The organism is Flavobacterium plurextorum (assembly GCF_002217395.1).
GTDB classification, from domain to species: Bacteria; Bacteroidota; Bacteroidia; order Flavobacteriales; family Flavobacteriaceae; genus Flavobacterium; species Flavobacterium plurextorum.
In genome coordinates this window covers 34,770-54,429 of the sequence record NZ_MUHD01000044.1, presented here as the reverse complement: position 1 = coordinate 54,429, position 19,660 = coordinate 34,770, and the positions used below count along the sequence as shown (strand labels likewise).

The 19,660-nt window shown below is 29.8% G+C and carries 21 protein-coding genes; all 21 read left to right on the top strand.

Features of this window, described 5'->3' with window-relative positions:
- On the top strand, nucleotides 1-603 hold a 603-nt coding region (locus B0A81_RS20175; protein WP_244281444.1), incomplete at its 5' end, for a sugar transferase.
- 1 nt (nucleotide 604) lies between these two features.
- Complete coding sequence (locus tag B0A81_RS20170) at nucleotides 605-1,246, top strand: acetyltransferase (RefSeq protein WP_089059675.1); 642 nt, start codon at nucleotides 605-607, stop codon at nucleotides 1,244-1,246.
- Between the two features lie 19 nt (nucleotides 1,247-1,265).
- Nucleotides 1,266-1,490, top strand: a complete 225-nt coding sequence (locus B0A81_RS20165; protein ID WP_089059674.1) for a phosphopantetheine-binding protein — start codon at nucleotides 1,266-1,268, stop codon at nucleotides 1,488-1,490.
- A gap of 2 nt (nucleotides 1,491-1,492) precedes the next feature.
- Entirely contained in the window at nucleotides 1,493-2,545 is a 1,053-nt protein-coding gene (locus B0A81_RS20160) for a 3-oxoacyl-ACP synthase III family protein (protein ID WP_089059673.1), read from the top strand.
- Entirely contained in the window at nucleotides 2,545-2,937 is a 393-nt protein-coding gene (locus tag B0A81_RS20155; RefSeq protein ID WP_089059672.1) for a VOC family protein, read from the top strand. The genes B0A81_RS20160 and B0A81_RS20155 overlap by 1 nt, the downstream gene beginning before the upstream one ends.
- The gene (locus B0A81_RS20150; RefSeq protein ID WP_089059671.1) at nucleotides 2,937-4,517 is read left to right on the top strand and encodes an HAD-IIIC family phosphatase; all 1,581 of its coding nucleotides are present in this window, start codon (nucleotides 2,937-2,939) and stop codon (nucleotides 4,515-4,517) included. Before B0A81_RS20155 ends, B0A81_RS20150 begins: the two co-directional genes overlap by 1 nt.
- Before the next feature lie 6 nt (nucleotides 4,518-4,523).
- A complete protein-coding gene (locus B0A81_RS20145; RefSeq protein WP_089059670.1) occupies nucleotides 4,524-4,742 on the top strand; it encodes an acyl carrier protein in 219 nt (72 codons plus the stop codon).
- A 5-nt stretch (nucleotides 4,743-4,747) separates the two neighbouring features.
- Complete coding sequence (locus B0A81_RS20140; RefSeq protein WP_089059669.1) at nucleotides 4,748-5,500, top strand: SDR family NAD(P)-dependent oxidoreductase; 753 nt, start codon at nucleotides 4,748-4,750, stop codon at nucleotides 5,498-5,500.
- A gap of 7 nt (nucleotides 5,501-5,507) precedes the next feature.
- Entirely contained in the window at nucleotides 5,508-6,647 is a 1,140-nt protein-coding gene (locus B0A81_RS20135) for a DegT/DnrJ/EryC1/StrS family aminotransferase (RefSeq protein ID WP_089059679.1), read from the top strand.
- A gap of 20 nt (nucleotides 6,648-6,667) precedes the next feature.
- Nucleotides 6,668-7,216, top strand: coding sequence for a dTDP-4-dehydrorhamnose 3,5-epimerase (gene rfbC, locus B0A81_RS20130; RefSeq protein ID WP_089059668.1), 549 nt, complete (start codon nucleotides 6,668-6,670; stop codon nucleotides 7,214-7,216).
- The gene (gene rfbD / locus B0A81_RS20125; protein ID WP_089059667.1) at nucleotides 7,216-8,061 is read left to right on the top strand and encodes a dTDP-4-dehydrorhamnose reductase; all 846 of its coding nucleotides are present in this window, start codon (nucleotides 7,216-7,218) and stop codon (nucleotides 8,059-8,061) included. Before rfbC ends, rfbD begins: the two co-directional genes overlap by 1 nt.
- Nucleotides 8,062-8,150: 89 nt before the next feature.
- The gene (gene rfbA / locus B0A81_RS20120; RefSeq protein ID WP_089059666.1) at nucleotides 8,151-9,035 is read left to right on the top strand and encodes a glucose-1-phosphate thymidylyltransferase RfbA; all 885 of its coding nucleotides are present in this window, start codon (nucleotides 8,151-8,153) and stop codon (nucleotides 9,033-9,035) included.
- Nucleotides 9,036-9,118: 83 nt separating this feature from the next.
- On the top strand, nucleotides 9,119-11,086 hold the full coding sequence (locus tag B0A81_RS20115) for a polysaccharide biosynthesis protein (RefSeq protein ID WP_089059665.1): 1,968 nt from the start codon (nucleotides 9,119-9,121) through the stop codon (nucleotides 11,084-11,086).
- 175 nt (nucleotides 11,087-11,261) lie between these two features.
- Entirely contained in the window at nucleotides 11,262-12,128 is an 867-nt protein-coding gene (locus B0A81_RS20110) for an ABC transporter permease (protein WP_089059664.1), read from the top strand.
- Between the two features lie 39 nt (nucleotides 12,129-12,167).
- Nucleotides 12,168-13,436, top strand: a complete 1,269-nt coding sequence (locus tag B0A81_RS20105) for an ABC transporter ATP-binding protein (RefSeq protein WP_089059663.1) — start codon at nucleotides 12,168-12,170, stop codon at nucleotides 13,434-13,436.
- Nucleotides 13,420-13,944 carry a methyltransferase domain-containing protein gene (locus tag B0A81_RS20100; protein WP_089059662.1) on the top strand — a complete coding sequence of 175 codons (525 nt, stop codon included), beginning with the start codon at nucleotides 13,420-13,422 and terminating at the stop codon, nucleotides 13,942-13,944. The genes B0A81_RS20105 and B0A81_RS20100 overlap by 17 nt, the downstream gene beginning before the upstream one ends.
- Complete coding sequence (locus B0A81_RS20095; protein WP_089059661.1) at nucleotides 13,941-15,437, top strand: glycosyltransferase; 1,497 nt, start codon at nucleotides 13,941-13,943, stop codon at nucleotides 15,435-15,437. Before B0A81_RS20100 ends, B0A81_RS20095 begins: the two co-directional genes overlap by 4 nt.
- Before the next feature lie 193 nt (nucleotides 15,438-15,630).
- On the top strand, nucleotides 15,631-16,554 hold the full coding sequence (locus B0A81_RS20090; protein ID WP_089059660.1) for a glycosyltransferase family 2 protein: 924 nt from the start codon (nucleotides 15,631-15,633) through the stop codon (nucleotides 16,552-16,554).
- Nucleotides 16,551-17,414, top strand: a complete 864-nt coding sequence (locus B0A81_RS20085; RefSeq protein ID WP_089059659.1) for a glycosyltransferase family 2 protein — start codon at nucleotides 16,551-16,553, stop codon at nucleotides 17,412-17,414. The genes B0A81_RS20090 and B0A81_RS20085 overlap by 4 nt, the downstream gene beginning before the upstream one ends.
- A 117-nt stretch (nucleotides 17,415-17,531) precedes the next feature.
- Complete coding sequence (locus B0A81_RS20080; protein WP_089059658.1) at nucleotides 17,532-18,563, top strand: glycosyltransferase family A protein; 1,032 nt, start codon at nucleotides 17,532-17,534, stop codon at nucleotides 18,561-18,563.
- Nucleotides 18,560-19,660, top strand: coding sequence for a glycosyltransferase family 4 protein (locus B0A81_RS20075; RefSeq protein ID WP_089059657.1), 1,101 nt, complete (start codon nucleotides 18,560-18,562; stop codon nucleotides 19,658-19,660). The genes B0A81_RS20080 and B0A81_RS20075 overlap by 4 nt, the downstream gene beginning before the upstream one ends.

Sequence of the window (19,660 nt, the reverse complement as noted above, 5' to 3'; positions counted from 1 at the left end):
TATAAGAAAAAAATAAAAAGGTCGCTTGATTTCATTATATCTTTAGTGAGTATATGCATTTTGATGCCAATTTTTATAATTGTTTTTATTGGGTTGTATTTAGCTAATGATGGAAAACCTTTTTTCTTTCAGTTACGCCCAGGACTAAATGAAAAGGTTTTTAAAATAATTAAGTTTAAAACAATGAACGATAAAAAAGATGAAGCGGGAAATTTATTGTCTGATGAAGAAAGATTGACTATAATTGGAAGATTTGTACGTAAGACTTCTTTAGATGAGATGCCACAATTAATTAATGTACTAAAAGGCGATATGAGCATTATAGGTCCTCGTCCTTTGCTAATTCAATATTTGTCATTATATAATGAAAATCAAAAAACGAGACATGATATCCGTCCAGGTATAACGGGTTGGGCTCAAGTAAATGGACGAAATGCAATTAGCTGGGAGAAAAAATTTGAATATGATGTTTGGTATGTAGATAATCTGAGTTTTATTTTAGATTTGAAAATTTTGTGGAAGACAGTAGTTAAGGTGTTTAGGAAAGAAGGAATTAATCAAGAAGGACAAGCTACAGTTGAAGCATTTAACGGAGGAAATTAAAATGAAAAATATTGCAATAGTAGGTGCTGGCGGTTTTGGACAAGAAGTTTTTTGTCTATGGAGAGATATGTTAGATCAAAAAAATGAGAAATACAATTTTTTAGGTTTTTTTGACGATAATGAAGAATTAGAGCAAAATTCTTTCGGTTCTGTCATTGGAAGGGTTGATGATTTAAATGAAATTTGTGAAAATATAGAAGTTGTTTTAGCAATTGGAAACTCTAAAGTGTTGAAAGCTATAAAAAACAGAATTACTAATCCTAAAATTACCTTTCCAAATGTTATACATCCCACAGTACAATTTTTAGATGAACATACTAGCAGCATTGGTGAAGGAAATATTTTATCTTTGAATGTTATTGTTAGTTGTAACTGTAGAATCGGAAATTTTAATGTATTTAATACGCGTTCAACTTTAGGGCATGATGATTTAGTAGGTGATTATAATGTTTTTAGTCCAAATACACAAATCTCTGGAAATGTAACAATAGAGAATGAAAATTTTTTCGGATTTAATTGTGGTATTATACAAGGAAGAAAAGTTGGGAACTTTAATGTGGTTGGTGCTGGTGCTGTTTTATTGAGATCTATAAAGGATGGTGGAACGTACATAGGAGTTCCTGCTGTTAAGATAAAATTATAAATAATAAAAATAAGTAAAAATGGACGAAAGTAAGTTTATAGAAAATTTTGCAGAAATTTTTGATGATACAGATATATCTGATTTGAATATGGATACTGAATTTAAAAATTTAGACGAATGGAGTTCTCTTACAGCTCTAGGATTATTGGCGGTTATGGAAGAGGAGTATGAAGCAGATTTATCAAGTAAGGATATTGAAAAGGCTACTACCATTAGAGATATTTATAATATTGTAAAAGGATAGTTATGGCATTTATTCAAATTCCAAATGTTGCAATTAAAGGTGTTTCAGCATGTGTGCCAAAAACAATTATTAGAAATGATACTTTAATAGATATTTTTACTGAAGAGGAGCTAAAAAAAACAATTAATTCAGTAGGGATTGTTGAACGTCGAATTGTGGATAAAGATGTTTGCGCATCAGATTTGTGTTTTAAAGCTGCAGAAAAGTTATTTGATGATATGGACATAGATAGAAGTACAATTGATGTATTGATTTTTATGTCACAAACGTCAGATTTTAAAATACCAGCAACAGCACCTATCCTACAGCATAGATTAGGGTTAAGTAAAGAAAGTATTTGTTTTGATGTATCTTTAGCTTGTAGTGGTTATGTCTATGCATTAACAACTGCAATGTCTTATTTGAATTTACCAAATGTAAATAGGGTTTTATTGTTAGATGGTGAAACATTTTCAAAAATTGTAAATCCAAAAGACAAAACGAATGCATTACTGTATGGAGATGCAGGAACAGCTACATTGCTAGAAAAATCTCAAGGAGATATGTTTAATGCAGTATTGCATACAGATGGAGAAGGATGGGATGCAGTTTGTGTAAAAGGTGGAGGAAGTAGATATCCATTTACAGAATATAGTTTACAGGAAAAAGAACGTCAAGATGGAAGTATTGGAAATGAGCTGGAAGTTTATATGAACGGAATAGATGTATTTAATTTTACTTTAAAAGTTGTTCCAAAAAGTATCAAAGAACTTTTAGAGAAGACAAATACAACTATTTCAGATTATGGTTCGATCGTTTTTCATCAGGCAAATAAATTTATGATTGAATTTTTTGCAAAAAAACTGAAATACGATATGTCGAATGTACCAATTAGCTTAGATAAATTTGGAAATACAAGTTCGGCAACTATTCCTTTAACGATTGTCAGCGAATTAAAGAATTGGAAAGCAGATAATAAAAAAGTTGTTATTAGTGGCTTTGGCGCTGGTTTATCTTGGGCAGCAGCAACTTTAGATTTATCAGAGACACATATTTGTGAATTAATAGAATATTAATGAAAGTACATCATTACGGAATAGCTACCAAGTCTATAGAAAAAAGTATTAAATCGTTTTTAAGTTTAGGCTACAGCCCAAGTTCAGAAATTATTTTTGATCCGCTTCAAGGAGTTAATTTACTTTTTTTAAAAAATGAAAATGATCATTTAATAGAACTTGTAGAACCAGGCCAAGAAGATAATCCTGTTTCAAAAATTTTGTCTAAGTCTGGAACTTCGATATATCATATTTGTTATGAAATTGACGATATTAATTCAAAAATAGAGGAATTGAAGAAAAAGCGTTTTATTTCGATTATTCCACCAACCCCAGCGATAGCATTTAATGGACGAAAAATTTGTTTTTTATATAATCCAACTTTAGGGCTAATAGAACTTTTAGAAAAATAATGAATAATTTTGTATATAGAAATTACACAGTAGAATACTTGTTTGAAAATTCTACAGAATTTAGTGGTTATGGAGATGTTTCTTTGCCTCCCATTGATTACGACACTATTGTCATATTTTATCAAATAGATTTTAGTAAAACACCTGAAAATCAAATTGAAGAAATTGAAGGAATAAGATCAAAAATTTCATTAATTACGTCTTTAATTACTGATAAGCGTATTGTAATATTAACTCTTTTACAAAACTATCAAAATAATTGGCAGATTAAATATGCAGAATTATCTGGAGCAATAAATCAGTTTAATTCAGAATATTTAAAAGAGATTTCCGATTATAAAAATAACGTTAAAATAATTGAGATTAATCAGTTTTTTCAACAACAGAGTTTAGAAAAAATTGATTGGAGATTCTTTTTTACTTCTCAAATGATTATAAATCCTAAGTTAGGAAAGCCATTCAAAAAGTGGTTTGTAAAACAATTAGATTTCATTAGTTTAAAGAGAAAAAAATGTATAATACTAGATTGTGATAATACACTTTGGGGTGGAGTTGTTGGAGAAGATGGCGTTCACGGTATCAAGCTAGGACAGGATTATCCGGGCAATACTTTTAAAGCTTTTCAGGAATTGTTATTTGCGTTGTCACAAAAAGGAATTTTATTAGCCGTGTGCAGTAAAAATAATTTAGATGATGTTAGAGAGCTCTGGGAGAACAATCCCAACAATATAATAAACGACAAAGTATTGTCTGCTTATAGAATCAACTGGCAAAATAAAGCTGAAAACATAAAATCAATTGCTGAAGAATTAAATATTGGTACAGATAGCTTCGTTTTTATTGATGATAACCCGGTTGAAAGGGGATTGGTCAAAGAATTTTTACCAGAAGTTGAAGTGCCAGATTTTCCTGAAAAACCGTATGAGCTTGTAGACTTCTTTTGGAAAGTTTACAATGAACATTTTTCTACTTTTCAGCTTTCAAATGAAGATCTTAAGAAAACAGAACAATATAAGGAAAATTTTTTTCGAAATGAAAGTAAAAGAGTTTTCGAAAATATGGATGACTATTTGGCAAGCTTGGATATAGTAGTAGATATTCTTCCTTTAAACGATAGTAATATTTCTAGGTTAGCTCAAATGACACAGAAAACAAATCAGTTTAATCTCCGTTCTCAACGTTATACAGAGGAAGATCTAAAAGCTAAAATAAATACAGGAAGTCATATTTTTTGTGCTAATGTTAAAGATAAATTTGGAGATAACGGGATTACAATTGAATGTATTATCGATGAGAAAGATGATGAATTATTTTTAGATTCTTATCTGTTGAGTTGTAGAATTTTAGGAAGAGAAATTGAAAAAATCACTTTATTGAGTATAATAAAAAAAATAAATTTATACACAGATAAAACATTAAAAGCAGAATATATTCCGACCAAAAAAAATGCAATGTCTAAAGAATTTTTAGATAAGATAGGTTTTATTTTAGAAAGTGAAACAGAAGAAGGAGTAAAGAAATATTATTTTAATCCTAATCAAAATATAGAAATAAAAGAATACTATACTATAAATATTTAAATAGTTATGAAAGAAAAAATAATTGAAATAATGTCAGAAGTTTTTGAACTGCCAATAAATGATTTTCCTGTTGATATAAAACAAGAGAATGTTGATAATTGGGATTCTCTAAGGCATTTAAATCTTATCGTTGAATTAGAAGATGCTTTTGATAAATCATTTGAACCAGAAGATATTGGAGAAATGGTATCACTAGATAAAATTATTGAATTTATTGAAAAATAAAAACCATGGAATTATTAAATCAGAAGGTTTTAATTGTTGGAGCTTCTTCAGGAATAGGTAGATCAACAGCAATAAGTTTATCAAAGAAAGGAGCTAAGCTTGTTTTGATATCTCGTACAGAAGAGAAACTTAAGGAAGTAATTGCTTCTTGTGAAGGTCATGGGCATACTTGTTTTGCAATAGATGTAAAGGACGAAAAAGCGTTAGATGAGGCCATTTCAACCTCTGTTAAGGTGTCTGGAGAACCTTTTACCAGTTTTATATATTCGGCAGGACAAGAGGGAACAGTTCCATTAAAATTTACTAAATCTGAATTCTTAATAGATATTTTACAGGTAAATACAATTCCAGCTCTATTGATTACTAAAATACTTCAAAAAAAAGATAATTTTTCAAAAGATGGTGGATCAATCGTTTTTATTAGTTCAATTATGGGAAGTTTAGGACAGCCTGCTAAAGCAGCTTATTGTATGTCTAAAGGAGGATTGATTTCTTTATCTAAAGCTTTAGCTTTAGAACTTGCGCCAAAAAAAATAAGAGTTAATTGTGTCTCTCCAGGAATGGTAATTACGGATATGTCAATGAAAATTTTAGACTCAGTTAGTGAAGATAATGTTAACGAAATAAAAAAAATGCATCCTCTTGGAATAGGAAATGTTGAAGATGTAGCAAATGCTATAGAGTTTTTGATTGCAGATAAATCAAAATGGATAACTGGTATTGATTTATTAGTAGATGGAGGTTATAGTGCTAAATAATAAAAAAATGAATCAGAACAAAATATGGCTTTCTTCTCCACATATGGGAGGTACAGAACAAAAATATATTCAAGAAGCATTTGACGCAAACTGGATTGCACCCTTGGGGCCAAATGTGAATGGTTTTGAAAAAGATTTGGAGGGGTATTTAAATGAAAATGTGTGTGTGGGAGCTTTAAGTTCTGGTACTGCGGCAATACATTTAGGCTTGATTCTATTAGGAGTTAAATCTGGAGATGAAGTTATTTGTCAAAGTATGACTTTTTCAGCTTCTGCGAATCCTATATTATATTTAGGCGCAACTCCTATATTTGTTGATAGCGAAGAAGATACTTGGAATATTTGTCCTGTTGCACTAGAAGAAGCGATAAAAGATAGAATTTTAAAAGGAAAAAAGCCCAAGGCGATTATAGCAGTACATTTATATGGAATGCCATATAAAGTTGATGATATTACTGCCATTTCAAAAAAATATGACATTCCTGTTCTAGAGGATAGCGCTGAAGCATTAGGAAGTTCTTATAAAAATCAGAAATGCGGAACTTTTGGAGAAATCGGAGTTCTTTCGTTTAATGGAAATAAAATTATTACAACTTCTGGTGGTGGCGCTATAGTAGCAAAGAGTGAAGAAATTAAAAATAAAGCTGTTTTTCTTTCCACTCAAGCTAGAGATAATGCACCACATTATCAGCATAGCGAAATTGGCTATAACTATAGAATGAGTAATATATGTGCGGGAATTGGCCGTGGACAAATGGAAGTTTTAGATTCTCATATTCATCTACGAAGAGAAATGCATAGTTTTTATGTAGATTTTTTTAGTGAAATTGATGGTGTAACTGTTCTAAAAGAGATCAATGATAATTATTTTTCAAATCATTGGCTTTCAGTAATTACTATTGATAGAATAAAGATCGGGAAAACATTGGAGGATCTAAGAATAGTATTTGAACAAAAGAATATTGAAAGTCGTCCACTATGGAAACCAATGCATCTGCAACCAATTTTTCAGAGTTATCCTTATTATGGTAACAACATAGCTGAAAGTTTGTTCGATAGTGGTTTATGCTTGCCATCAGGTTCGAATTTAACAATGGACGATAAGAAAAGAATAAAGGAAGTGATTGCAACTTTTTTTAAATCATAAAATACGATTATGCTTATAATATGAAAATTGAAGAAACATTTATAAAAGATTTACTTATTGTAGAACCAGCTGTTTTTGGAGATGAAAGAGGTTATTTTTTTGAATCATATAGTAAAACTAAATTTGAAGATTTAGGAATTAATATTGATTTTGTTCAGGATAATCAATCATTTTCAAAAAAAGATACTTTAAGAGGATTGCATTATCAAAACCCCCCATTTGCACAAACAAAACTAGTTCGTGTTTTAGATGGCGAAATTATTGATGTTGCAGTAGATTTAAGAAAAGATTCACCTACTTATGGAAAAGCATTTAGTGTTTTATTATCAGCCGAGAATAAAAAACAATTATTAGTACCTCAAGGATTTGCTCATGGTTTTTCTGTTATCAGCGAAACGGCATCAGTAATGTATAAATGCGATCAGTTTTATAATAAAGCTTCAGAAGGCGGAATTAAATTTGATGATCCCTCTTTAAACATTGATTGGGGAATGAATTTAGATGAAGCAATAGTTTCAGAAAAAGATCAAATTTTGCCTTTTATAGAAAATTGTAATAGTTTGTTTTAATGAAAAAAATTCTTGTAACTGGAGCAACAGGGCAATTAGGATCTGAACTTTCAGTTTTAGCTCCTTCTTATCCACTGTATGAATGGATATTTGCCGATCGAACTCAAATTACTTTAGATAGCTTAGAATTACTTCAATCACAACTAAATAGAGTTAAACCAGATATTATTTTTAATTGCGGAGCTTTTACAGCTGTTGACAAAGCGGAATCAGAAAAAGATTTGGCTTTTATAATTAATCACCAGGCAGTAGAAGTAATAGCGAGATATGCATTCGAAAATAATGTCAAGTTAATTCATGTTTCGACTGATTATGTATTTGATGGAACTTCATCTATTGCGTTAGATGAAAAGGCAGAAACAAATCCGATAAATGTTTATGGAGAAAGCAAGTTAGCTGGTGAAATTACTTGTTTAAAGGAAAATCCCGAATCGATTATTATTAGAACTTCTTGGGTTTATAGTAAATTTGGAAACAATTTTGTAAAAACGATGCAACGATTGATGCAGGAAAGAGATGAAATTAATGTTGTAAATGACCAGATTGGTTCACCAACCTATGCAGCTGATTTAGCACGAGCAATGATTAATATTTTTGAATCTTCAAAATGGATTCCAGGAATTTATAATTATTCGAACGAAGGTGAGATTAGCTGGTACGAATTTGCACTAAGTATTAAAGAATTTGGTGGCTATAACTGTAAAGTAGGTGGAATTCCATCATCATCTTATCCTACTCCAGCAAAACGCCCTGAGTTTTCATTACTAGATAAGAAAAAAATTAAAGAAACTTATCATGTTGAAGTACCTGAATACAAAGAAAGTTTAAAAAAGATGTTTATGTAAAAAAAAAGATTTTGAGATTAGTACTGTAGAATTTCAAGTAGATAAGAAGAAATCTAAGATCTAAGATCTAAAATCTAAAATCACAAAAGATGAAAGGAATTATATTAGCTGGAGGTTCTGGCACAAGATTGCACCCATTAACATTAGCAGTAAGCAAACAGTTAATGCCGGTTTACGATAAACCAATGATTTATTATCCGTTATCTACTTTAATGATGGCTGGAATAAATGAAATTTTAATTATTTCGACTCCGCATGATTTGCCTGATTTTAAAAAACTTCTAGGTGATGGAAGTACAATTGGTTGTAAATTTAGTTATGCTGAACAACCAAATCCAAATGGATTAGCTCAAGCTTTTGTAATTGGCGAAGAGTTTATAGGTAATGATAAAGTAGCTTTGGTACTTGGAGACAATATTTTCTTTGGAACAAATATGCAACAATTATTAAAAGACAATGCTGATCCAGAAGGAGGTGTTGTTTTTGCATATCATGTTTCTGATCCTGAAAGATACGGTGTAGTAGAATTTGATGAAAATAAAAAAGCGATTTCTATTGAAGAAAAACCTGTAGAACCTAAGTCAAATTATGCCGTTCCAGGATTATACTTTTATGACAATTCAGTTGTAGAAATAGCTAAAAATATTAAGCCAAGTGCACGTGGTGAATATGAAATTACCGATGTTAATAAAGTTTATCTTGAAAAAGGAAAATTAAAAGTTGGAATTTTAAGCAGAGGTACGGCTTGGCTAGATACAGGGACTTTTAATAGTTTGATGCAAGCAGGACAATTTGTTCAAGTAATTGAGGAAAGACAAGGATTAAAAGTGGGGTGTATTGAGGAAATTGCTTGGCGACAAGGATTTATTGATGATGATCAACTTGAAAAATTAGCATTGCCTTTAGTAAAATCGGGATATGGATCTTATTTAATAGAATTTTTAAAACAAAAGAAAAAAGGAGTTAAGGTTTAATTTATTGGAGAAATAAATTTTTAAACCCTTTAATTTGTATTTTTGTAAGACATACAAAGTTTACGGAATTAAACAAAACCAAATTGGAGACAGATCAACCAACCAAAATAGCCTCTATATTATACAATTCTTTTTCACCAAGGAATCTAAGAGCAAATATTAATAACCTAAGTTATTTGCCTCGTTGGATTATTATTGCCATTGATATAATGGTACTGATTTTCTCCTTCACTTTTACCTATATGCTATTTGAGGGAACAGGATTAGGGTATATCATTACATCACATCAATCTTATTTTGTTGCTAGTTTACTGCTAGTTAATATATTTTTCTTTTGGTTGTTTCGAACGTATTCTGGTATTATTAGACATTCCTCTTTTATTGATGCGATAAAACTGTTGTTTTCTCAAATGTCAGTTTTAGTATTCTTTTTGTTTTTCAATTTAGTTTTTGAATTGTATACAGGGCATAAGGCCTTTTTGAATACGGCACTCTTTATAAATTTGGTTTTATCATTTTGCAGTTTGTTTTTGTACCGAGTAGTAGTAAAACAGACTTTTGAAATGTACTTCTCTGAAAAGACAAATTCAAAATTGATTCGAACTGTAATTTATGGAACAGATGCAAATGCAATCTCTGTAGCCAATGCATTGAAGTTTGAAACTCCTTCTAGATTTAAAATTGTTGGGTTCGTTGACAAGAATAATCAGAATGCATCTAAGCGAATGTTAGATCTTCCGATTTTAATTTTACGTAAAAAATTGCCTGCTTTAATGCGTTCTGTAGCTGCAGAAGGTGTAATTATAGCCGATAAAAGTTTATCTAAAGAAGAACAATTAATTATTGTTGATCAGTGCTTGGAGTTTAATTACCGAGTATATACTGTTCCATTGATTTCAGATTGGGAAAATCAAAAAGAGATTTCGCAAAAAGTAAAAAATATTCAGATTGAAGATCTATTAGAACGAAAACCAATTGTTTTAGATAGTAAATCAATTTCTAAGCAATTAAAAGACAAAACAATTCTTATTACAGGAGCAGCTGGTTCGATAGGGAGTGAAATTGTGAGACAAGTTCTTGGTTTTAATCCAAAGGCTGTGATTATTTTGGATCATGCTGAAACACCGCTTCATAATTTATGTTTGGAGACATTAGCAATGAATTCAGAAACCAGAATAATTGCTATAATTGCTGATGTAAAAAGTAAAAAAGCATTAGAGAAGGTGTTTAAAAGCCATAATCCGCATGTTGTTTTTCATGCAGCCGCTTACAAACATGTGCCATTAATGGAAGATAATCCTTCACAAGCTATTTTAACTAACATAAAAGGAACTAAGAATCTTGCTGATTTATCCTGTAAATATCATGTCAAAAAGTTTGTTATGGTATCAACAGATAAGGCAGTTAATCCTAGTAATGTTATGGGGGCGAGTAAACGTATTGCAGAGAAATACGTACAGTCTTTATTCTTGAAAAATCAAAGTGAAAATATTCCTGGAGTAACAAAATTTATAACTACTCGTTTTGGTAATGTTTTAGGATCTAACGGTTCTGTAGTGCCGTTATTTACGAAACAAATTGCTGAAGGCGGTCCGGTTACAATTACACATCAAGATATTATTAGATATTTCATGACTATTCCGGAAGCTTGCCAGTTAGTACTAGAAGCTGGAGCAATGGGGAATGGTGGTGAAATTTATATCTTTGATATGGGAAAACCAGTCAAAATAATTGATTTAGCTAGGAAAATGATAAAGCTGGCAGGTTTTATTCCTGATAAAGAAATAAAAATAAAAATAGTAGGCTTAAGACCTGGGGAAAAATTATACGAAGAATTATTAAATGATACTTCTAAAACATTGCCAACTTATCATAATAAGATTATGATTGCTCAAGAGATACAAGATGAATATGAAAATTTACATATTGATATTGATGAGTTAATTGGAATTGCTGATTTTTATGACAATGACGATATTGTGTCTAAGATGAAAAAGATTGTTCCTGAATTTAAGAGTATGAATTCAACTTTTGAAGTTTTGGATAAGTAGGTGTTTTCATCAAACGATTAAAAGAATTGTTCTAGTAAGAAAAAAGGTGTTTTTTTATAAAACGCCTTTTTTGCATTTTAAATAAATTTCAAAGAATAAAAATCCTGTTAATTTAAACGGTGTAAGACTTTTAATAATTTTTTCTTGAACCTTTTTTTAATAATAAAAAGTAATAATGAACAAGTCAAATTTGGCTGATGATTGGTTGTTCGAGATAAAACCAAAAAATAAATTTCTCTCTCTAAATCTTAAAGAGGTTTGGCAATATAAAGATCTATTGTTTCTTTTTGTAAAAAGAGACATAATAACAGTTTATAAGCAGACTATTTTAGGGCCGCTTTGGTATTTAATACAGCCTTTATTCACATCAGTTACTTTTACCATTATTTTTAATAATGTAGCGGGAATCAATACGGGTTCTGTACCTCCTTTTTTGTTTAATTTGGCAGGAATTACAATGTGGAATTATTTTACTGCCTGTTTGAATGGAACTTCAGACACTTTTAAAGCAAATGCAAGCATTTTTGGTAAAGTCTATTTTCCAAGAATAATTAGCCCATTATCAGTTGTCATTTCAAACTTGATTAAATTCGGGATCCAGTTTTTAATTTTTATCGCATTTTATATATTCTATTATTTTAAGGGGGCAAATTTAATTTTAAATAGCTTTGTATTGTTTTTCCCTTTGCTGGTTATCACTATGGGAATTTTGGGGTTAGGGTTAGGAATGCTGATTTCATCAATGGTCACTAAGTATCGAGACTTTAGTTATTTGGTAAGTTTCGGAATCCAATTATTAATGTATTTGTCGGCTGTAATGTATCCGATGGAATTAGTGAAAAATAAACTGCCAGATTACGGATGGATTGTTGAGTATAATCCACTTGCTTATATAATTGAAGCTTCAAGATGTATGCTTTTAAATGTTGGTGAAGTTTCAGTTTTAGGACTAGTTTATACAGTTTCGGTTACTATCGCTATTTTTTTCATAGGTCTTTTAACTTTTAATAAAACCGAGAAAAGTTTTATAGATACAGTTTAAAGAGAGTTTGATAATTTTTATATCTAGTTTATTCTAAAATTGAAAGACATTATTTTAAAGGTTGAAAATATTTCTAAACAGTATCGTTTAGGACAAGTTGGTACTGGAACCATAAGCCATGATCTAAATCGTTGGTGGTACAAGTTAAGAGGGAAGGAAGATCCTTATTTAAAAATAGGAGAAACTAATGATCGTTCTACTAAAGGAACTTCAGACTATGTTTGGGCTTTGCAGAATATAAACTTTGAAGTTAAACGCGGAGAAGTTTTAGCAATTATTGGTAAAAATGGAGCAGGGAAGTCTACACTTCTTAAAATCCTATCGAAAGTTACGGCGCCAACTACTGGCAGTATAAAATCTCGTGGACGTATTGCTTCATTGTTAGAAGTCGGTACTGGATTTAACGGAGAAATGACAGGAAGAGAAAACATTTTTTTAAATGGTGCTATTCTTGGAATGACTAAAAAAGAAATTACCTTAAAACTAAACGAAATTATCGAATTTTCAGGTTGCGAGCGCTATATAGACACTCCTGTAAAAAGATATAGTTCAGGGATGACTGTTCGTCTTGCCTTTGCTGTAGCAGCTTTTTTAGAGCCTGAAATTTTAGTTATTGATGAGGTTTTAGCAGTTGGAGATGCAGAGTTTCAGAAGAAAGCAATCGGTAAGATGCAGGACATTTCTAAAGGTGAAGGCAGAACGGTTTTATTTGTTAGCCACAATATGGCTGCTGTAAAGAGTTTGTGTACTAGAGGAATTGTTTTGGAACATGGCGAATTGGTATTTCAAGGAAAAATAGATGAAGCTATTGACAGATATTTATCTGTGAAAAGAAATAATTTAGACTTAATTGACAGGAAAGACAGGGTAGGATCAGGAAATGTAAAAATTGTTAAAGTAAAAATTATTGATGCTGACAAAATAATGACTGGCCTTAATATGAAAATTGAGATAGTTTATGAGACAATTGCAGATGAATTTCTTGTAAATGAGTTTGGAGTTAGTATATGGGATTTTAAAGAAAATAGAATCATTAGTTTATCATCTACATTTAAAAATCAATTAAATGATATTCCTAAGTCTGGAGTCGTTATATGTGAGATTCCAAATATACCCTTAGTTAAAGGAAGTTATATTTTAAATTGCTTTGTAAGCTCTATATTTGGATTGGAAGATTATATTGAAAGTGTAGATGAATTTAGTGTTGAAGAGAATGATGTATTTGGTACTGGTAAAACTATAAACCCAGAATGGGGAATGATAAGCGTAGAACATAACTGGATGAAAAAAGATGTTGCAAAAAATTAACGATCTGGATGAATGGAATGACACTGAGGATCCATGGGGATATAATAATAATTCTCAGGATCATTTAAGAAAGATAATCCTCTTAGATCAAATTCCTAAAAGAGAATATGAAAACGTCCTAGATATAGGATGTGGACAAGGATTTATCACAAATGATTTGCCAGGTAAAAATATCTATGGAGTTGATATTTCGGAAAAAGCGATAAAATACGCTAGAAAGAATAATAAAAAAGTTGATTATTCGACAGGGTCTATTTTTGAAATTGAAAAAATGTTCGAAATTAAATTTGATTTAGTAATTATAACAGGGGTTTTGTATCCTCAGTATATTGGAAAATCTTCTTCTTTAATTTATTTACTGATTGATAAAATTTTAAAGCAAGATGGAATTTTAATCTCGGTCCATATAAATGAATGGTATTCTTCACAGTTTCCATATTTTAAAATAAATCAACTCTATTATAATTATAGAGAATTTACCCATAATTTAGAAATATATTCGAAATGATTTTAATGTATCATAAAATTCATCCTGATACTCCTACAATGTGGTGGGTTTCCGTTAATGAATTTTATAGACAAATGGTTGAATTGTCAAGTAAAAAAATTGTTTATTTAAATGATTATGATTCAGAAAATAAGGATCATGTTGTAATAACATTTGATGGTATTTATAAAAATGTCTATGAATATGCATTACCAATTTTAAAACATTTTAATTATCCTTTTGAGCTTTTTTTGACATCTGATTATCTAGATAGTGATAATTCTTTTGATAAAGTTGAACCACTAGCAGACTTTACAAATTCGTTCGAACTTTTAAAACTCGTTGAAGGAGGAGGAAGATTACAATGGCATACAAGAAGTCATCCAAATTTAAAAGAAGTAGTTGATCTAGATTTCATAGTAAATGAATTAGAGATTCCAGATGAGATTAGAAAGTTAGATAAAGATGGATTTGATTGGTTTGCATATCCACATGGAGAGTTTAACGATTTAGTTTTAAAAGAAGTTAAATTAAGATTTAAAGGAGCTTTATCTTGTAATCAAGGTAATGGAGTGGATAAGTATCAATTAAACAGACTAACTGTTGAAGATGGTACTTCTTTAACAGATAATAAAATTACTTGTATTATTCCATGTTATAATTATGGAAGCTTTCTAATTGAGGCAGTAGAATCAGTATTAAAGCAGACAATTGTTCCAAATGAAATTTTAATTTCTGACGATTGTTCAACTGATGAAACACAAATTATTGCGGAAGAATATACTCGAAGATATCCCAAACTTATTAGATATAACAGGAATGAGATCAACCTAGGCATAGTTAACCACTTTAATAAAGCAATAAAAATGACTACAGGTGATTTTGTTTTTTTTCTTGGTGCTGATAACAAATTAATAAGTAATTATGTTGAAGAATTAATGAAAATTCTAGCACAAGACAAAAAAACTGGTATTGCTTATTCTGATTATGCATTTTTTGGCCCGCGAGCGAAGTTAACTTATGAAGGGCTATCAGAGACTAGTCAAGGAGGAATTGTCAGTAGCAGTCATTTTAAAGTTTTTTTCCCAGAAACAAAATCAAGAGATGAGTTGTTAGATGTTTTAAGAGAATCAAATATTATTCATGGTTCTTCAATGTTTAGACGTGAAGCATATGAGAGTGTACAGGGCTATATTCAAACAAAAATGCCTGAAGATTACAATCTTTTTAAAAGAATTGTAGAAAAAGGTTGGAATGCCAAAAAAGCTTCGAATACTAATTTTGAATATAGACAGCATAGTAACGCACAAGCAAATAACGTGCTTACATTGCAAAATAAAATGATATTTTATAGAAATTCATATTTGAATTTAAAAAAACAAAAACAGGATTATGAGAATAGTAGAGTATTTAAATTTTCGTTTATGTTTTATAAAGTAATAGTTTTTGTTAAGAAAAACTATAAGAAGCCAAGTTTGATTTTGGAAAAAGTTAAAACAAAAGTTTTGAAATGATTTTCGGCTTTTACTAAAAAGAGTGATTTTTAAAAGAAACTGTAGACAATTTTAGAGATAGAAAATACTAACTTAATTTGTATAGCGATAAAAAAAACAGATAATTTTTATTTTACATGCAACAGAACGACATTACTATTTTGTTTCTTTTAAGAGGTTTAGTTAATAAAATATCTCAAAATATAATTTTAAAATGGCAAAAGTAACTATTGTACTGCCAAGTTATAATCATCAGGATTTTATTAATGATAGATTAGAAAGTATTTCTAAGCAAACTTACACAGATTGGGAAGCAATAATTATTGATGACAAATCAACAGATAATAGTTGTGAAATTATTGTAGATTTTTTAAAAAAACACCCACATTTTAATGTAAAACATTTTATTACAAATAAAGAAAATTCGGGTAGTGGATATAAGTCTTGGCAAAAGGGAATTGAATTAGCAGAAACCGAATATGTTTGGATTGCAGAAACTGATGATTTTTGTGAACCGGAGTTTTTAGAGAATTTAGTTGCCATTTTAGAGCATAGTCAAGAAACTGTTTTGGCCTTTTGCGGAAGCAATTATATAGAAAATAGTAAGATCATATACAACTCGGAAAATAGAACTCAAGAATTAGCTGTAAAAAAAGACAAATATAGAATTATAGATAATAGTGTTTTTTTTAATAGAATGCCATTTAATACATTTATTACCAATGGAAGTTCTGTCGTTTTTAGAAAACCCAAGTGCATTATTCCGTCAGAAATTTTTAATAATAGATTGTGTTCAGATATTTTTCTTTGGTCATATTTGTTGCAAAACAATTCATTTGCATTTCTAAATAAAAACTTGAACTTTTTCCGAAGACATGAAGGTTCGACTTCATCATTTTTGCAGAAAAATAAATTGGAAACTGTTTATCATGAAAAAGCGAAATACTTGAATTATTTTAAACAAACAGGTAAGTATAAGTATTTTATAGATCATTATATCAGGTATTATATTTGGACTCATAAAAAAGATTTTTTAAATACTTCCAGTATCCAAAGCATTCAATCTGAGGAGAATCTAAGAAGATTATATTTTTATAAATTGATTCAGTATTTTATTTCGAAACTTTTGCATAAATGATTTTCCCTTTAGTAACAGTTATTATAACAACATATAACCGAAAGGAGTATCTGCAAACAGCTATTCAATCAGTGGTAAATCAATCTTACTCAAATATTGAAATATTAGTTATTGATGATGGTTCTGTGAACAATTATGCTCAAGATATTTGTGCAAAATTTTCTAATTGTAGTTATCATTTCAAATCAAATGGAGGATTATCATCAGCAAGAAATTATGGAATTAAGCTTGCAAAAGGAGAATATATTGCGTTTTTAGATGATGATGATTTTTGGGAGAATTTCAAAATTGAGAAACAGGTTAACATATTAAATAAAAATCGTTCTGTCGACTGTGTACATTCCGCTGTTGCAGTAGTAGATAAAAATGGAAAGTTAACGGGAGAATATTTAGGAGCTGCACAAAACAAAATAGATAAACGATCTGGATATGTTTTTTGGAATGCGTTATGTTTATGGGTTGTTAAATCTCCAACACCTTTAATTAGAAAAAAGGTTTTCCAGCCGGATCTATTATTTGATGAAAGTATTAAAGTGGGAGAAGATATTGATTTTTATCAACGTATGTTCTATAGACATAAAGTATATTATATAAATGAACCTTTGGCTTTTTATAGAGAATATAATGATCCGAATAGACTTTCGCTTCAATATCACAAATACCTTGGCATAGAAAAGAAAATGTATCATAATTTCAAACGAATGAAAATTAAGAATCCCTTTAAAATTCATTTGATAAAAGTGATATTGCTGAATAAGCATATAAGAAGATGGAATATGGTAAATGAAAATGAACAAATAAAGATCAGAAAAATTGAACTTTGGATCAGAGCAAATTATTTATTGAATAAATATTTTTAAGGCTTATAGTTAACAAGATGCGAAACAAATAGATAGTAACTTATTCTTATTTAGAAAGCGAAGCTTTAACTGTAGTATTAAACTATTTAAGAATACTAAAAAGTCATAAAAAATTAAATGCGAATAGGTTTTAACCCTGAAAAAGACAAAAAAATAGCTCAATCCAATTACTTTCATCAAGTGGTTTTACCAATTTATATTCCAAATGATGAAAAGTATTTTAAAGATAGTTTTGTGATCTTGAAATATTGTCTGGAATCGTTGCTGAAAACAATTCATTCAAAGACCTATATTACACTTGTAAATAATGGAAGTGAAAATAAGGTAACAGACTATTTGAATGAACTACATAAAACAGGGAAGATACATGAAGTAATTCATACTACAAATATCGGAAAGCTGAACGCAGTCTTAAAAGGATTTATTGGACAAGATTTTGAGTTTATTACCATTGCCGATTGTGATGTTCTTTTTTTAAAAGACTGGCAGGAAGAAACATACAAAGTCTTTGAAAAATTCCCAAAAACAGGAGCAGTTTGTCCTACACCTTCATCAAGATCTTTAAAAAATCACACGTTTAATATTTGGTTTGATTTGCTGTTTTCAAAATCATTATGTTTTACAAAAGTAAAAAATCCGAATGCTTTACGAGCATTTGCAAAAAGTGTTGGAAACCCTGATATGTACAAAAGTTGTCATCTAGAAAAATATCTTACTGTTGCTAATGGTAATTTTAGAGCTGTTGTTGGCGCGGGTCACTTTATTACAACTTATAGAAAAGAAGTTTTTGAAAAAGTTGATGTAAAATATTCCAATTTTATGCTTGGCGGCGACAGTGAAGAAAAACTATTAGATCTTCCAGTGGTGAAAAAAGGAATGTGGAGATTATCTACAGAAGATAATTTTGCTTATCACTTAGGAAACGTAGAAGAGCAATGGATGGCGGAAATTTTGGCTGCAATAAAACCAAATGATTTTTTTCCACAATCAGCCATTACAGCAAAAAAAAATAAATTTTCTAAAATAAAATTTTTGTTCCAATACACTTTGCTTGCGAAAGTTATTACTAGAAAAAAAATCTGGTTGTATTGTTTAAGATTGAAAGGTCTCTCTAAACAAGAAGCGATAGAATATACTGAGAGAACATGAGTAATCCTATAAAAGTTATTTTACTTTCGCAAGTGCCTCTTCCTTTTTCAAAAATTGGAAGTTGGACAACACTATATAAAAACTATTTAGAGAAAAATCATGAAATAGATTATATAGTTTGTCCCAAACCAGAAACCTTGTTTCAGAATGTAAAATATAGTTTCGTGAAGTCAACATTTTGGAATAGAATTCAAAATAAAATTTTTAAGAAAAAAAAGGTTGAATATTTACAAGCTTTAGATAAGATAATAGTTCCAAATGAAAATTATATAATTCAAATTATTGATAATTATGGGATGGTTAAACCTCTTAAAGATTACCTCTCTTTAAAAGGGATTTCGAAGAATTGTTATATTCAGTTTTTTTATCACGGTTTTTCGCCATACGCCCAACTAAATTCAGGATCAAATTTTTATGAATTGATAAATGAATTGGTCGTTTTGACACATGATAGTTACAAACAGTATAAAAAAATAATTAATATTCTGCCCAGTCATTTTTCTATTCTTTACAATGGTGTAGATACCAATAAATTTAAAAGAGTTTCGGTTTTACAAAAGCAGGAATTAAAACAAAAATTTGGGTTTGATGATAAAAAAGTCTTTGTTTGGTGTTCGCAAGACCGACCAAAAAAAGGATTGCATATTGTTTTGGAAGCTTGGAAAAAAATATACAAGTCAGAAAAGAATATAATATTGATTGTTATTGGATGCGAATTTAGAGAAGATATTGATGGAGTAAAATTTTTAGGCAAAATCCCAAATAATGATCTCCCAGAATATTATCAAGCGTCAGATTGCTATCTCTTTCCTACCTTGTGGCAAGAAGGTTTCGGGTTAAGTTTAATCGAAGCTTTGCACTGTGGTAATCATTGTATAGCATCTGCAATGGGAGGAGTTCCAGAAGTTTTGCAATATGGAAAACTTGGACGATTGATTGAAAACCCACATTTCGTTTCAGAATGGGTTGATGCAATAAATGATTTTTTAAATGAAAAGTTTGAGATTCCTGAATTTTCTTCAGAATTATATTCTTCAGAAAGATGGGTTAATAGTATGAATGAACTTATAACCAATGCTAAAAACAGAATGCATTAA